The organism is Bacteroides sp. AM10-21B (assembly GCF_003472565.1).
GTDB lineage: Bacteria > Bacteroidota > Bacteroidia > Bacteroidales > Bacteroidaceae > Bacteroides > Bacteroides propionicigenes.
In genome coordinates, this window is sequence record NZ_QRME01000008.1 from 121485 (window position 1) to 137586 (window position 16102).

General features: G+C 46.0%; 12 protein-coding genes. 4 read left to right on the forward strand and 8 right to left on the reverse strand.

What is annotated here, in order from left to right; genetic code table 11:
* Nucleotides 1–71 precede the first annotated feature (71 nt).
* The 4 genes from gadC to DW121_RS12155 form a co-directional block, all read right to left on the reverse strand.
* On the reverse strand, nt 72–1640 hold the full coding sequence (gadC, locus tag DW121_RS12140) for a putative glutamine/gamma-aminobutyrate antiporter GadC (RefSeq protein ID WP_118323906.1): 1569 nt from the start codon (nt 1638–1640) through the stop codon (nt 72–74).
* A 202-nt stretch (nt 1641–1842) separates the two neighbouring features.
* Nucleotides 1843–2586, reverse strand: a complete 744-nt coding sequence (locus DW121_RS12145) for a potassium channel family protein (protein ID WP_117712354.1) — start codon at nt 2584–2586, stop codon at nt 1843–1845.
* Nucleotides 2586–3551: a glutaminase A gene (glsA, locus tag DW121_RS12150; protein WP_118323907.1), complete on the reverse strand. Its 966-nt coding sequence runs from the start codon at nt 3549–3551 to the stop codon at nt 2586–2588. Before glsA ends, DW121_RS12145 begins: the two co-directional genes overlap by 1 nt.
* Nucleotides 3552–3632: 81 nt before the next feature.
* The gene (locus DW121_RS12155) at nt 3633–5069 is read right to left on the reverse strand and encodes a glutamate decarboxylase (protein WP_118323908.1); all 1437 of its coding nucleotides are present in this window, start codon (nt 5067–5069) and stop codon (nt 3633–3635) included.
* Nucleotides 5070–5304: 235 nt separating this feature from the next.
* Here DW121_RS12155 and DW121_RS12160 point away from each other — a divergent pair, with 235 nt between their 5' ends.
* The gene (locus tag DW121_RS12160; protein ID WP_118323909.1) at nt 5305–6519 is read left to right on the forward strand and encodes an MFS transporter; all 1215 of its coding nucleotides are present in this window, start codon (nt 5305–5307) and stop codon (nt 6517–6519) included.
* Nucleotides 6520–6900: 381 nt separating this feature from the next.
* Here DW121_RS12160 and ald read toward each other — a convergent pair whose 3' ends face one another.
* Entirely contained in the window at nt 6901–8010 is a 1110-nt protein-coding gene (gene ald, locus DW121_RS12165) for an alanine dehydrogenase (RefSeq protein ID WP_118323910.1), read from the reverse strand.
* Nucleotides 8011–8197: 187 nt separating this feature from the next.
* On the opposite strand from ald, the gene DW121_RS12170 reads away from it, so the two are divergent.
* The 3 genes from DW121_RS12170 (at nt 8198) to DW121_RS12180 (ending at nt 13414) form a co-directional block, all read left to right on the forward strand.
* On the forward strand, nt 8198–9901 hold the full coding sequence (locus DW121_RS12170; RefSeq protein ID WP_118323911.1) for a M23 family metallopeptidase: 1704 nt from the start codon (nt 8198–8200) through the stop codon (nt 9899–9901).
* 51 nt (nt 9902–9952) lie between these two features.
* On the forward strand, nt 9953–11590 hold the full coding sequence (locus DW121_RS12175; RefSeq protein WP_118323912.1) for a C69 family dipeptidase: 1638 nt from the start codon (nt 9953–9955) through the stop codon (nt 11588–11590).
* 81 nt (nt 11591–11671) lie between these two features.
* Nucleotides 11672–13414, forward strand: coding sequence for a phospho-sugar mutase (locus DW121_RS12180; protein ID WP_118323913.1), 1743 nt, complete (start codon nt 11672–11674; stop codon nt 13412–13414).
* 65 nt (nt 13415–13479) lie between these two features.
* Here the strand turns inward: DW121_RS12180 and DW121_RS12185 are convergent, their stop codons facing one another.
* From DW121_RS12185 to DW121_RS12195, 3 genes are all read right to left on the reverse strand, one after another.
* A complete protein-coding gene (locus tag DW121_RS12185) occupies nt 13480–14121 on the reverse strand; it encodes a DUF4858 domain-containing protein (protein ID WP_118323914.1) in 642 nt (213 codons plus the stop codon).
* A gap of 367 nt (nt 14122–14488) precedes the next feature.
* A complete protein-coding gene (nudC, locus tag DW121_RS12190; RefSeq protein WP_117712368.1) occupies nt 14489–15295 on the reverse strand; it encodes an NAD(+) diphosphatase in 807 nt (268 codons plus the stop codon).
* An 8-nt stretch (nt 15296–15303) separates the two neighbouring features.
* Complete coding sequence (locus DW121_RS12195; RefSeq protein WP_118323915.1) at nt 15304–15942, reverse strand: HU family DNA-binding protein; 639 nt, start codon at nt 15940–15942, stop codon at nt 15304–15306.
* Between the last annotated feature and the right edge of the window lie 160 nt (nt 15943–16102).

Here is a 16102-nt window from a genome sequence, read left to right on the forward strand (position 1 = left end):
AATGAAAAATCCTTTTGATGTACATCATACCGGATTTTCATTATAGGCAAAATTATATGGCAAGCCTGTCTTTATCCTTTAGGGGGAGTATTTTTCGTAGAAGCAGGTGCAACGTTCTCGCTTGCGGCTGCCGAAGCGGTTGTTCCGGCAGTCACTGTGGCAGTTTTACCCGCAACTTGCGCGGCCGGTTGTTCTTCCCAATGGAACGGCTCAAAAGTCGAATTCGGATCAACCCAGCTCGGCTTCTTGGAAGCGTAGATGATGAACGGAGCAATCACTACAATAAGCGCACCGATGATAAGTACGGAGAACCATACGGTATTGCTACCGGTAGAAATCTGGCTGGGCGGGATGAAGCTCAGTACGAATGCGAGCAATGAGCCGCAGAAACCGAGGCCGCCTACAAGCCACATCAAACCATTGCCGCCTTTACCGATACGGAACGGACGGTTCAGCTTTTTCATCTTATAACGCAATACGATAGCTCCGGAGAACATCAGCATATACATAATGAGGTAAAGAACTACCGTCAGCTGCGAAAGAATCTGATAGAAACTTTGTACCGAAGGCATCACTACGAACAGAAGGCTTAGTATGGTTACAGCGCCGCCTTGCACGAACAGAATGTTCTTTTGTACACCCAGCTTGTTTGTTTTCTGGAAGAACGGAGGCATATAACCGGCTTTACCTACGGCAAAGATACCTTTGGACGGACCGGCAACCCATGTCAATACACCTGCCAGTACTCCGAACGCCAGTGCGATGGCTATAATCGGTGACAACCAGGAAGCATGGATATAGCGGAAGTAATTATCGAAGCCTACCAGCAAGCTTTGCGTAAGGCTGATATCCTTGGCGGGGATAATGACGCCCAGAGCGAATGTACCCAACACGAAGATAAGCACCGTAATCAACGCGCCGATAAATACGGCTTTCGGATAGTTTTTGGACGGATTATTTACATCCTTTACGTGAATACCGCCCATTTCCATACCTGCATAAAAGAGGAAGATACTTGCGGCAAGCACCACGTTGTCAAAATTCGTCAAGTCCGGGAAGAAGCTGCTATGGAAATCCATATTGGAATGTCCGCCTGTGGCGAGGTAAATAATACCGAGGACTATCAGTAATCCGGCAGGGATGATTGTACCTACCAAACCGCCCACTTTGGCTACTTTTCCTACCCAGCTCATACCCTTTAGGGAGATGAACGTTGCCAGCCAGTAGATAACGAGCACCACAACCAGCGTATAATACTTGTTGTTTGCCAACGCCATGTCGTGCACGTCATTCATGCCGATGAAGGCAATAGATACGGCACCGAACGTTAATACTGTAGGATACCAGATTGTACTTTCAATCCACTGTACCCAGATGGCGAGGAAGCCGAGCTTTTTTCCGTAGGCTTCACCTACCCAGCGGAATACACCGCCTTGTTTGTCTTGAAACATAGCAGCCAATTCCGCAGCGACGAGTGACGTCGGGATAAGGAAGACTATGGCTGCAAATAAGTAATAGAAGGCCGAACTCATTCCGTACACGGCCTCGGCAGGTAGTCCGCGCAGGGATACTACTGCCGTTACATTCATGATGGCCAGGGTAAACACGCCCAGCTTCACTGTTTGTTTAATATTTGCCATAAGTTAAGGTTTTAGGTGAAAAAAATATAAGTAAGTGTTGAAATTTAATTTATATCAAGAGCATCTGTCATTCAGAGCGTAGCGAAGAATCTCTTCTCTGTGTATACATCAAGAGAGTAGAGTCTTCGCTACGCTCTGAATGACAGATAGTATAAGCTAATTATGTATATTCACTTATAAGGAAAAATCGTGGCTTTATCAATTAAGGAGTGGTGTTTGCAGGTTCCTGTTTCCGTTCTGCCTTTTTGTAATAGTCCTGTTTTTCCTTGTTACGTCTCTCTACCAGACTCGTTACATATACTGTGAAAATGGGAAACATCATCATGCCCAACGCTGCCAGTAGTACGGACAGCACCCGTCCTGTGACGGTGACCGCTATAATATTGGAACCTACCGTAGTTACATCCATGAATGCCCACCACAAAGCATCGCCATAGCCCGCAACCAAAGGGTTGGTTCCGTGCTCCATGACGTAAAAGGCGAGACTCGAAAAATAGACGGTGGCCAACAGCATTGTCAGATAAGATACGAACAAGCCCGATGCGCGGTTATACGTCAGCCAACCCACTACGATAGCCATAGCATAGCCTCCCCTTACCAACGGGATGAAACGCAGCATATAGGTGATTTCGGGCGAGAAAGTCCAGCCCATATAGGCTATAATGTTCTGATAAGGAATAGCTACCAGCAGAAAGATGAAATGCGTGGCAACATAACGTTTCTTGTTTGTTGCCAAAATCCATTCCAGCACAAAGTCTGCCAGGAACAATGCGCAAATCCATAGCTGTACTTCCATATACACCGATTGCTCGTAGAAAGGGATGCCTTTGAACGTATCGATGGAGATGCTGATGACCAAGAATAGCGAAAGTAGCAGGATGATGATATGCAGTATGCCGTATATTCCTTTTTTTCGCAAAACGAAGTCTGATAGAGCCATTTTCATTATTCTACAATCGTCACATTGTCACCGTTGAATACGCCCAGACCAAGTTTGTTCATGATAAACTTGATAGCCAGTTGCGCCTTGAAGGAGTTACCGGCTTCGTCCAATGGGGGAGCGAAAGCGGAAACACCCATTACGCCGGGCAATACGGCCATTACGCCACCGCCCACACCGCTCTTGGCTGGTATGCCGGCTGTGTACATCCAGTCTCCTGAGTGTTCGTAGAAACCTACGGTGGAAATCATTGAAGTGATTTTCGGCGCGAGCCCGGCTTCAAATACGCTTTGTTTGGTGACGGGGTTAATACCGTTGTTGGCAATCGTTCCGGCTGCAATACCCAATTGCTCGGCTGTGATACCCAGTGAACATTGGCGGGTATAAAGGTCGAGCGCCAAATCCGGATCGTCGTAAATCCGATTGTAGTTCTTTAATAACCAAGCAATGGAGCGGTTGTTGAAATTTGTGGCCGTTTCCGATTTGTATAACTCATCAATAAGTTGTGGAGCGGAGCCGCACAGTTCAGTAATATTTTGCACAATGGCATCCCATTTCTTGTTTGGGTTTCCTATCGGTTGCACCATAGAGCAGGCGGAAATAGCGCCGGCATTTACCAATGGGGTGGAAGGATGGTCATTCTCCAGCAGAATGGCAATAATAGAGTTGAACGGCAGGCCGGTGGCGTCAGCGCCAATCATATCCAGTACTTTCTGTGCACCGTACTGTCGCAGGATAAGTATGGCAGTATGCACTTTTGAGACTGATTCTATTCCGAAGCGGTAATCCGTATCACCAATGTTGATAGTCTGTCCGTTCATCAGGCAAATGCTGAGGCCGAATAACTCGGAGTCTATGTTGGCAAGGTACGGAATATAATCCGCGTTTTTGCCGCCTGTTTGTCCTTTCACCTCATTGTAGGCTGTTTGGGCAACTTCTTTTATTTGAGAAATTGATATTTTCTTTTCCATATTTATGTATATATAACGTGATAGAGTGATAAAAGGTGATAGAGCAATACCACACTATCACCTTATTACTTTACTACTTTATTACTTTTTGTGACGTTTTCCGCCGTGATTGAAGATTTTGCTTTCTACCGGCAGATTCTTGTCCTGTGCCATACGGGTAGGAGTGGGATAATCCAGTTTCTCCAGTTCGGCAATGGCATTCTTGATGTCGCCCAGCAGCATATCTGCCATGTCGCGGCTGAATCCCTGACGGACTACGACACGCATCACTACATAATCTTCCAGCTTGGCAGGAAGTGTATAGGCCGGAACCATCCAGCCATGTTGTGAAAGCTTGTCTTGCAAGTCGTACAGAGTCCATTTTGCAGTCTTTGCATACTCCGGTTTCAAGTACCAGATGAACAGCGGGTTTTCCACTTCATTGGAGTAGTTTACGAACGGAACCATTTTACCGATTTCATCATGGATATACTTGGCGATTGTGAGTGAATTGTACTGTACTTCTTTGTAACCTTGGAATCCCAAACGGATAAATTGGTAGTACTGTCCTAAAATCTGTGCGGCAGGACGGGAGAAGTTCAAACCGACCTGAGTGATGTTAGCGCCAAGATAGTTTACGCTGAATGCCATCTCTTCGGGCAGATATTCTTTGCCTTTCCAGCAAACCCAACCCAGACCGGGATAGACCAAGCCGAACTTGTGACCGCTGACACTGATGGAAAGCACCCATTTCAAACGGAAGTCCCATTTCTTTTCAGGATACAGGAACGGGAGGATGAAACCGCCGCTTGCAGCATCTACGTGGATAGGAATGTCGTAGCCGGTCTTGGCATTGTATGCGTCGAGTGCTTTGTCAAGCGCTTCAACGTCGTCATTCAGTCCTGTCCATGTAACACCTTGGATGGGTACGATACAGATAGTATTCTCATCACACATTTTCAGAGCTTCTTCGGGGTCGAGCGTGGTCTTGTCAAGAGTCAAAGGCACTTCACGCATTTCAATCTGCCACAGCTGGGCGAATTTTTCCCACACCACCTGGAAACCGGTTGAGATAACAAAGTTAGGTTTGTCGAACGGTTTGCCTTGAGCCTGACGCTTCTTGCGCCAGCGCAGCCATGCAGCCACACCACCCAGCATACATGCTTCTGAAGAACCGATGGCGAGAGCACCTGTTTTCCAAGTGTCTTTTTCCGGAGAGTTCCACAGATTGGCAACGATGTTGATACATTTACCGTTCATTACAGCGATGCGGGGATACTCGGTTTCGTCGATGTAGTTGATGTTGATAGCTTCGTTCATCAACTTGGTTGCATATTCGTCCATATAAGTCGTGACGAACGTAGCCAGGTTCAGACGGGGCTGAGTCTGTGCAAAAGTTTCATCCTTCACCATTTGGTAGGCAATCTCCGGAGTGGTAGGTCCTTCGGGAATTTTTTCTACCGGTGAGGGTTGCAACATTCGGTTCGAACCGAACACCTCGGTCTTTGCATCTCCTTTTCTGAAATTTAAATCTTTCATATAACTATAAGTTTTTAAAGGTTTAGGCGGCGGGGACCTTCCCCGTCGAATTTTCCACAACAACGACCCTCACGAAAGAAAGTTCCGCCGTTTTACATTATTTGGCGTTTATTAAAAGGGCGGGGGAGGCGTGTTAATTAGGAGTTGGAGGAGTTAAAGGAGTTATCACTTCCCCTGTTCGAACATTCTGTTGCATCGCTTGTTTTCCTTCAACTAACTAACCCACTTTTGAATTATGAAAATTAATACCGGACAAGGAACCATTCCTCTTATTACGCTTATAGGCATTTGGTCTGTTTCTGCACTGACTTCATTGCCGGGCTTGGCTGTTTCGCCTATTTTGGGAGAACTTTCCACTATTTTTCCCCATGCCACAGAGTTGGATATACAAATGTTGACTTCTTTACCTTCCTTGCTTATTATTCCTTTTGTATTATTGGCAGGTAAGTTGGCGGAGAAACGAGATTTTATCCGTTTACTGAGGGTAGGGCTTTGGCTGTTTGCAGCAAGCGGAGTTCTTTATTTGTTTTCTTCCAAGATGTGGCAGCTGATGGCTGTCAGCGCTTTGCTCGGTATCGGATCAGGATTGATTATTCCGCTTTCTACGGGATTGATTTCCCGGTATTTTACAGGGGAGTATCGTGTCAGGCAGTTTGGATATAGTTCTGCCATAACCAATATGACGCTGGTGGTGGCTACGGCTGTAACGGGTTATCTGGCGGAAGTACACTGGCGTTTGCCTTTTGTTGTATATCTGTTACCGTTGGTTTCTTTGGTTCTTTCGGCTTATTTAAAGAAGGATACGGCTTCGGTAACAATCAGGCAGGCATCGGCTACTGTTTCTTCCATAAAGTCCGTACCTGTCATTTCCGGTAAATACGGTATACACGTACGCCATCTTGTCCAGCTAATGTTGTTCTACGGACTGGTTACGTACATAGTTCTTGTGGTTACTTTTAATTTACCTTTCTTAATGGAAGCACATCACTTTTCAAGCGGTAATTCAGGGCTGATGATTTCTCTGTTCTTCCTTGCCATTATGGCTCCGGGATTTATGTTGGATAGTGTAGTGAAGCTTTTGGGGAATAAGACCAAACTTTATAGCCTCTTGGCTATTGCTGCAGGATTGCTGTTGATATGGATTTCTCCTACGGAATGGCTCATTGTACCGGGATGTATTTTAGTCGGCTTGGGATATGGTATCATTCAACCTTTGATTTACGATAAGACTGTTGATACTGCCATCCCTCAGAAAACGACACTTTCCCTTGCTTTTGTAATGGTGATGAATTATCTTGGCATACTGTTGTCTCCTTTCATCACAGACTTTTTCCAATGGGTATTCCACACCAATTCCCAAGAGTTTCCGTTTGTTTTCAATTTGTGCATCACGGCATTAGCTATGTATTGGGCGTATGCGAAGAAAGAAGAATTTTTGTTTGATGATTGAGATAGTGGATTTAAAGTTGCATTCGGATTTAAAGTTGCATTTGCATTTAAAGTTGTATTTATTTTGAGGCTACATTTAGGTTACTAAAGCCTGAAAGGCTTTAATCTCCAAGCCCTGGGCAACGCCCAGGGTCTGAAAAGGCCTTCTACCTCTTTTCGCCCTGTAAGGGCAGAAGACTTGTCTATCTTTCTTCTGCCCTTACAGGGCGAAATGTTAATCAAATATATATACCCGGGGTGTTACCCCGGGCTTGGAGATAGAAGGCTTTCAGCCTTGGGTTACGCTGTTTATGTTGAGTCATAACTCACCATTCATAAATTGTGAATTATGAATTGTGAATTATGAATTATGGATTATGAATTATGGATTATGAATGGTGGATTATGAATGAGGTATTTCCTCATACCTCATTCCGAACACATCTGCCACCGCCTTATATGTCACTTTCCCCTCTACCACATTCAGTCCCAAAGCCAATGCCGGATCATCTTTACAAGCCTGTTTCCAACCTTTGCAAGCCAATGCTACCGTATAAGGTAGTGTTGCATTAGTCAGCGCCATGGTAGAAGTAAACGGTACAGCACCGGGAATATTGGCTACTGCATAGTGCACAATACCGTCTACAACATACGTCGGTTCGCTGTGGGTAGTGGGATGAGACGTTTCGAAACAACCGCCTTGGTCAATGGCGACATCCACAAGCACAGTTCCGGGTTTCATCATTTTCAGCATATCCCTTGTGATGAGGTGAGGCGCCTTATCGCCGGGGATGAGTACGGAACCTATTACCAAATCTATGGTAGGCAGTTCCATTTTGATATTGTGGAGCGAAGAATAAAGCGTTTTTACATTCTTGGGCAATACCTCGCTGAGATAGCGCAGGCGTGGCAGGTTGACATCCGTAATCATTACTTCGGCACCCATTCCCGCGGCCATTTGTGCGGCATTGGTACCGACTACGCCACCACCTAAAATGAGTACGCGTGCGGGGCGGACACCCGGTACGCCCCCCATCAGCTTTCCTTTTCCACCTTGCGGTTTTTCCAGAAAACGGGCTCCTACTTGGGTAGCCATGCGTCCTGCCACTTCGCTCATAGGAGTAAGCAATGGCAAGGAATGGTCTTCTTTCTCCACGGTTTCATAAGCGATACATACAGCACCGCTTTCAATCATGGCTTCGGTCAGTAATTTATCGGCTGCAAAGTGGAAATACGTGAATACCACTTGTCCCTTCTTAATCAGTTTGTACTCCGGTGCAATAGGCTCCTTCACCTTGACAATCATGTCGGCTATGGCATAAACGTCTTCAATGGCAGGCAGGATTTGTGCACCTACGGCGATGTAGTCATCGTCAGAGAACCCGCTGTTTGCGCCGGCAGTAGCCTGCACATACACCGTATGACCTTTCTTCACCAACTCGGCTACTCCGGCAGGGGTCATTCCTACACGGTTCTCGTTGTTTTTGATTTCTTTGGGTACTCCGATAATCATAATGTCATCTGTTAATGGTTAAACATGCTGCAAGATAGCGATTTCTCTGTCTCATTGTCATTTAGTATCAGGTGTTTTACAACAGAAAATACCTGATTATTTATAGGGTAAGACGGTAGGATTATGCTTTTTTGTTTAGGCGGAGAAAACTATTCTTTTTATATTTGCATTCATTAAAAAATAAGATATGATTTGTAAGAATATAAAACACTCTATATTTCTCTCTGTTTTGTTTTTCGTTGGCAGCGTACAAGGCGGGTATGCACAAGATGCGCCCGATATGGAAGCTGTACCGGAAATGCAGACAGCATCTTTTATTCCCCCTTTTGATTTCCCTATCGTTTTCTCCGGTAATTTCGGTGAGATACGCGCCAACCATTTTCATGGCGGACTGGACTTCAAGACCGGCGGGGCTATTGGTAAGCCGGTGCGTGCTTTGGCAGACGGATATATCTCACGCATCCGTGTGACGCACGGTTCGGGCTATGTGCTCGATGTGGATTATGACAACGGCTATTCCACTATCAACCGCCACCTCAGCGCATTTGTAGGCGATATAGCCCGGAGGGTGAAAGATTTGCAATATGAAAAGGAGAGCTGGGAAGTGGAGATTGCTCCCGAACCGGGAGAATATCCGGTAAAGGCGGGGCAGGTGATAGCCCTTAGCGGCAATACGGGCTACTCTTTCGGTCCTCACCTGCATCTGGATATGATTGAGTCGGCAACAGGAGACTATGTTGACCCGCTGCCTTTCTTTATGAAGAAAGTGAAAGACAATACCGCCCCTCATGCCGAAGGCATCATCTTGTTTCCGCAGCCGGGCAAAGGTGTAGTAAACGGAAAACAGATACATCAGACCTTCCCTGCAAATCCCGTAAAACCTATCACAGCTTGGGGACTGATAGGTGCGGGAATTCGTGCCTATGACCACATGGATGGAGTAGGCAACCGCTACGGTGTGCATACCGTGATTCTCGAAGTGGACGGTGAGGAAGTATTTCGCAGTGTGGTAGACCGTTTTGCCTACGAGGAAAACCGCTATATCAATTCATGGACGCATGGTCAGTATATGAAGTCATTCATCGAACCGGGCAACCGTCTGCGTATGTTGCACGCTTCCAGTGGCAATCGAGGACTGATAGAAATCAACGAAGAACGTCCTTATCGCTTTGTGTACACTCTAAGCGATGCGTTAGGCAACACCTCGAAAGTCCGTTTTACCGTACAGGGGAAGAAAACCGACATCCGTCCCGTGGAACATCGTGAAAAGTATGCTTTCAAATGGGATAAGACCAATTATCTTCAAGAACCCGGTTTGGAACTGGTTGTACCGCGCGGAATGCTGTACGATGATGTTTGGCTGGACTATTCCGTGCGTGCCGATAGCGGGGATGTGGCTTTCACTTACCGGTTGAATAATACACGTATTCCCCTGCACGGAGCCTGCGAAATGCGTATCGGCTTGCGTCGCGACCGACTGGAAGATAAATCGAAATATTACGTTGCCGGTGTTACGGCACGGGGCGGGAAGTATAGCATAGGGGGTACTTATAAGGACGGCTTTATGAAAGTCCGTATCCGCGATTTGGCTACTTATACGGTGGCTGTCGATACCGTACCGCCGGAGATTACTCCGCTCAACCCTCAGCAGTGGGGGCGTACGGGACGCATCGTCTTTAAAGTCAAGGACAAGGAGACGGGAATAAACAGCTACCGCGGAACGATAGACGGGAAATACGCTTTGTTCGGCAAGCCCAACTCCATTAGCGGCAATCTGGTTTGCGAACTCGACCCGAAACATATAAAGAAAGGTGGCAAGCATACTGTGGAAATGACCGTAACCGACGGTTGTGGCAATCAAACCACGAAGCAGTTCCATTTTGTATGGTAGCTCTTCATTTATAACAAAGCATTATTAAATAAACTATATAATAACAGAAGTATGAAAAGATTAACTTTCTCCGTCATGTTAGTGGTGGCAGCTGTGGCAAACGCATTTGCTTGTACCAACCTCATTGTGGGCAAGAATGCCTCTACGGACGGTTCTACAATTGTTTCCTATTCTGCCGACTCCTATGGATTGTTCGGCGAGTTATATCATTATCCCGCAGGTATGCACAAAAAGGGTACATTGATTGATGTGCACGAGTGGGACACCGGCAAGTATCTCGGCCAGATAGAGCAAGCACGCCAGACCTACAACGTCATCGGCAATATGAACGAATTCCAGCTTACTATCGGTGAGACGACCTTTGGCGGCCGTCCCGAATTGGCAGACACTACCGGTATCATCGATTATGGAAGCCTGATTTACCTCGGCCTGCAACGTTCCCGTACCGCCCGAGAAGCCATCAAAGTGATGACGGAACTCGTACAGGAATACGGCTATTACAGCGGCGGCGAGTCATTCACCATCGCTGACCCCAATGAAATCTGGATTATGGAGATGATAGGCAAAGGTCCCGGTGTGCGCGGCGCCGTATGGGTGGCTGTCCGCGTACCTGATGATTGCATCTCCGCACATGCCAACCAAAGCCGCATCCACCAGTTTGATATGAACGACAAGAACAACTGTATGTATTCTCCCGACGTCATATCCTTTGCCCGTGAGAAAGGCTATTTTGACGGAGTAAACAAAGATTTCAGTTTTGCGAATGCCTATGCGCCTCTCGACTTTGGCGCTCGTCGTTATTGCGAAGCCCGCGTATGGAGCTACTTTAATATGTTTACCGCCCGTGGCAACGAGTTCTTGCCTTATATACAGGGAGATACCGACACCCCGATGCCGCTTTTCGTGAAGCCCAACCGTAAAATCTCCGTACAAGATGTAAAGAATGCCATGCGCGACCATTACGAAGGTACTCCTCTCGACATCAGTAAGGATTTTGGTGCAGGACCGTATCATACTCCCTACCGTCTTTCTCCTCTTTCATTCAAAGTAGGCGATAAGGAATACTTCAACGAGCGTCCCATTTCTACACAGCAGAGCGGTTTTGTGTTTGTGGCGCAGATGCGTTCCACTTTGCCCGATGCTATCGGCGGTGTATTGTGGTTCGGTACGGATGATGCCAACATGACGGTATTCACTCCCGTATACTGTTGTACGGATAAAGTGCCCGTATGCTATTCGCGCGTAGACGGTGCGGACTACATCACTTTCTCATGGAACTCTTCTTTCTGGATTTTCAACTGGGTTTCCAATATGGTATATCCTCGTTACGACCTTATGATTGGTGATGTACGTGCCACGCAGAACGAACTCGAAACCACTTTCAACGATGCGCAGGAAGGCATTGAATCCGCTGCCGCCAAACTTCTGGAGAAAGACCCGGCTAAAGCGAAAGCATTCTTGACAAACTATACCAATATGACGGCACAAAGCACTTTCGACACATGGAAGCGGCTGGGTGAATTCATTATTGTGAAATATAATGACGGTGTTGTCCGTAAAATGAAAGACGGAAAGTTCGAGCGCAACGCTATCGGCCAGCCTGCCGGCGTGGTTCGTCCGGGTTATCCGAAGGAATTTTTGGAAGAATATGTAAAACAAACGGGCGACCGCTATAAAATGCCCGATTGATTAGGATATTTGAACTTATTCTTTTACATTTGTGACTCAACAAAAAAATGAAGTATTAACCTTTAATATAAAAATAGTCTTATGGAAAATCAAGAACTGATTAAACAGGTAACTGAGAAAGCCGAAAAATGGCTTACCCCGGCTTATGATGCCGAAACTCAGGCTGAAGTGAAAAGAATGTTGGAAAATCCAGATAAGACCGAACTGATAGAATGTTTTTATAAAGACCTGGAATTCGGAACAGGTGGCTTGCGCGGCATTATGGGTGCAGGCAGCAACCGTATGAACATCTATACAGTAGGCGCAGCTACCCAGGGATTGGCAAACTATCTGAACAAATGCTTCAAGGACAAAGAGCAAATCTCCGTAGTAGTGGGTCACGACTGTCGTAACAACAGCCGCAAGTTCGCTGAAATCTCGGCCGATATTTTCTCTGCAAACGGCATCAAGGTTTATCTTTTCGACGATTTACGTCCTACTCCGGAAGTTTCCTTTGCTATCCGTCACCTTGGTTGCCAAAGCGGTATCAACCTGACTGCAAGTCACAACCCGAAAGAATACAACGGCTACAAAGCCTATTGGGATGACGGTGCACAGGTACTTGCTCCGCACGACACTGCCATTATCGATGAAGTGAACAAAGTAACTGTTGAGGACATCAAGTTCCAAGGCAACAAGGATTTGATTCAGATTATCGGTGAAGACATCGACAAGATATACTTGGATAAAGTTCACACTCTTTCCATTGACCCGGAAGTGATTAAGCGTCAGAAAGACCTCAGCATCGTTTATACTCCGCTTCATGGTGCAGGCAGAGTGCTTATTCCCGCTTCTCTGAAAGAATGGGGCTTTGAGAATGTACACTGCGTGCCCGAGCAGATGGTGAAGAGCGGTGACTTCCCGACAGTGATTTCTCCGAACCCTGAAAATGCGGAAGCCCTTTCTATGGCTATCGAACTTGCCAAGAAGATTGATGCGGACATCGTAATGGCAAGTGACCCGGATGCCGACCGCGTAGGTATGGCTTGCAAGGACGATAAAGGCGAATGGGTGCTGATTAACGGTAACCAGACTTGCTTACTCTTCTTATATTATATTATCAAGAACCGTATCGCCACAGGCAAGATGCAGCCTACGGACTTCATCGTGAAGACCATTGTGACTACCGAACTTATCAAGGCCGTTGCCGATAAGAATAAGATTGAAATGCTCGATTGCTACACAGGCTTCAAGTGGATTGCACGTGAAATCCGCCTGCGCGAAGGCAAGCAGCAATATATCGGTGGCGGTGAAGAAAGCTACGGTTTCCTTGCCGAAGATTTCGTTCGCGATAAAGATGCCGTTTCCGCTTGTTCACTGTTGGCAGAAATCTGCGCTTGGGCTAAAGACCAGGGCAAGACGTTGTATGACATCCTGATGGACATCTATGTAGAATATGGTTTCTCTAAGGAAACTACCGTCAATGTAGTGAAGCCGGGCAAGAGCGGTGCAGATGAAATCAAGGCTATGATGGATAATTTCCGTGCCAATCCGCCGAAAGAAATCGGTGGCTCTGCCGTTTCTTTGATTAAGGACTACAAGACTCTGAAAGCTACCGATGCCAAAGGCAACGCAACCAACTTGGATATGCCCGAAACATCCAACGTTCTTCAGTACTTCACAGAAGACGGTACGAAGATTTCTGTTCGTCCTTCAGGTACGGAACCTAAGATTAAGTTCTACATTGAAGTGAAGGGTGAAATGGGATGTTCCAAATGCTACGGCAATGCAAACGCTGAGGCTGAAAAGAAAGTGGAAGCAGTGCGCAAATCACTCGGTATCTAAGAAAGCCTGACTCTTTATATGGAAAGGTGCAAGTGGCGGAAAGCCGCTCGCACCTTTTTTCATATCTAAAAAGCTACTCCCACACTTGTTTCCCACACCCATTCCCAACGTTTGTAGATTATATTGAATCGGCGGTCAATGCCGGTTTTTACCTGTACCTGTCGATTGATGTCATAAGAGAACCCGCTTCCGAAATACAGCGGACTTACTGCTCCCGGCAATATGGCGGACTTACTGCTGCTACGGCTGTATCCTGCGTAAACATGGTAGCCGATTTTTTGAGTTATGTTAAACTTGAAGTCTGTCTTTTGTTGTAAAAGCGTTCTTGCTCTTCTGCCATATGCCGTAGTGGCTGAAATACTGAACCGTTGGATGTTCAGGAAGTATTTATTCCGTAGTGAGGTGTTGTGATATATGCGTGTATTGTTCAGCCGGAATTGGGGCATTGCGTATGTCTGTCGGAAGTCTTCCCGCTCGGGCAAAAGCTCTTTAACGGGTAAAATGGGAATACTGCGTATATGTGCGGGTGTGGAAAATAATAAGTCAATTTCTTGCTTGACAGTAGGATTAATGGGTATATCCATTTCTCCGTCCAGTATCTTTTTCAGCTTAATGGAGTCTTTTTTTGTCCATATAGTCTGTCCTTGTACCGGAAAGGACAAACCGGCAGATAATATAGCCAGCAATATATATTCCTTTTTAATCATTCCTGTTTGTTGTTGAGCCTTGGTTATAGGTTAGACGCAACATATCACAAAAGGCTGCAGGGAATGACTGTAAAAAAGGTTAAGAGGATAGTCCGCGTAATCCGTTCCTAAAAGGAATCATTATATGGCTTTTGATGTGCCTCAATTAAGTTTCTTTTATATTCTTTATGCCGATTATCTAATCATTCTCCGTTAAATGCTGTTCTTATATGCGACAGAGGTCAACAGTTAACAGATAGTACTACAGATTGCGGTTGCACGCCGATTGGTTGATGTGAATGAGAGTCGTTTCATTCGTAGTTGTTCGTTTGTGAGCGCGTGTTTTCCGCAATCTGTTTTTTCTTTTCCTCTTCTGAGATTGAACTCTTTAATCGTTATTCTCCAGCCACCAGTCAATCAGTTTGCGTGCAATGCTTAGTTTTCGCGGGATTTCCGGCAGATTGTCTTTGGAATAGAATGCGCCGGAACTGAGTTCATCGGCTTGCAGTTTGATTTCTCCGCTTTCATAGTCGGCAATGAAACCTACCATTAATCCGCTGGGATAGGGCCAGGGCTGACTGCCGAAATACGTGATGTTCTTCACCTTTAGCCCCGTTTCTTCCATAACTTCCCGTTCTACGCATTGTTCCAGCGTCTCACCCGTTTCGAGAAAACCGGCTACCAGTCCGTGGAAAGTTCCGCGGAAGTTGCGTGCATGTACCAGCAATATCTCTTTGCCTTTCCGTATCAGCACGATGATGGCGGTGGAAACCGGGGGATACATCTCATTGCTGCATTCCGGGCATTTCTTCATGATAGGAGTCTTCTGTTCCATAGGAGTGCCGCATACGGGACAGAAACGGCTGTGCTCGTCCCAATAGAGTATCTGGAATGCTTTTCCTGCTGCTTGGTAATCTGCCAATGGCAGGTAGTCGTAAGAAGCGCGCAAGCCTATCATTACCCATTCTTCGGTTTCGGGCATGGGCTGTTCGAGGGCGAAGGCTTTTATTCTGTTCCCGTTCGTCAGAGCTACCTCATGTATTTTGCATCCTGTTGCGGGGGGGACAGGAGGGTTGGTTCCATATGGTATATTGTATCTGTTTTCTCCGTTGCTTGTGTACTCTTTCTTTAGTAGCAGTTGGTCTTTGAAAAAAGCGAACCACTGTGTGATAGTTGTTTTATCCAAATTTTCCATTGTTTTCTTTATTTGTTTGTATTAGGCATTTTCTCTTGCTGAACATAGACTGTTGACCTTCCCATTCCTCGTCGGCGCAGGAATCCCTGTTGGATGAATTTGTTCAGTTCATCTATGGCTGCATGCCTTGTCAATCCGCTCAGCTGGATGTATTCGTTCTTGTTGATACACACATTTTGTTGGAGAAACAGTACAAGTCGTTCTTTTCTCATTTCTTCCGTAGCAGCTTTCTCATTCTTTGTTTTTTTTGTGGTGGAGTGGATGCGTTCCAGAATCATGGAATGTTTGATTTTTTTGCGGAAGGCACTGCTGATGCGCAGGTTTACATTTTGAAACTGTACAGATTCGGAACGAATTTTCTTTTTCTCGTCGTCTGTTTCCCGCAGGCATTTTAAGGAAGTACTGAAGAACCCGAGTTCTCCCAATTCCACGATGTTTCCGTTAGCTAATAAGTCGCAAAGCTCGTCAATGCAGGCGTCCAATGCTGCCCCTACCATATTTTTCGGCAGATGTTGAAATACGGATATATGTTCCACGAATTCCTTTTTGGTATAAGTCTTTTTGGGACAGATACGTGCATGGAGTGATTTTTTGTCTTCTATCCCATCGGGTGAAGGCGTTTCATAAAGGTCGTAATAAGCACTCATAAGATGTTTTGTTTGTTTATAGCGATAAACTGTTTTTGCCGCTTCGAGGGCTTATTTCCGCAGCTAATCGAACTAATATTTATCTTGTTAAAAATTAATCGTCCGACAACTGTTGCATTATCGTCCGACAGCTGTTGGACGATAATGCAACAGTTGTCGG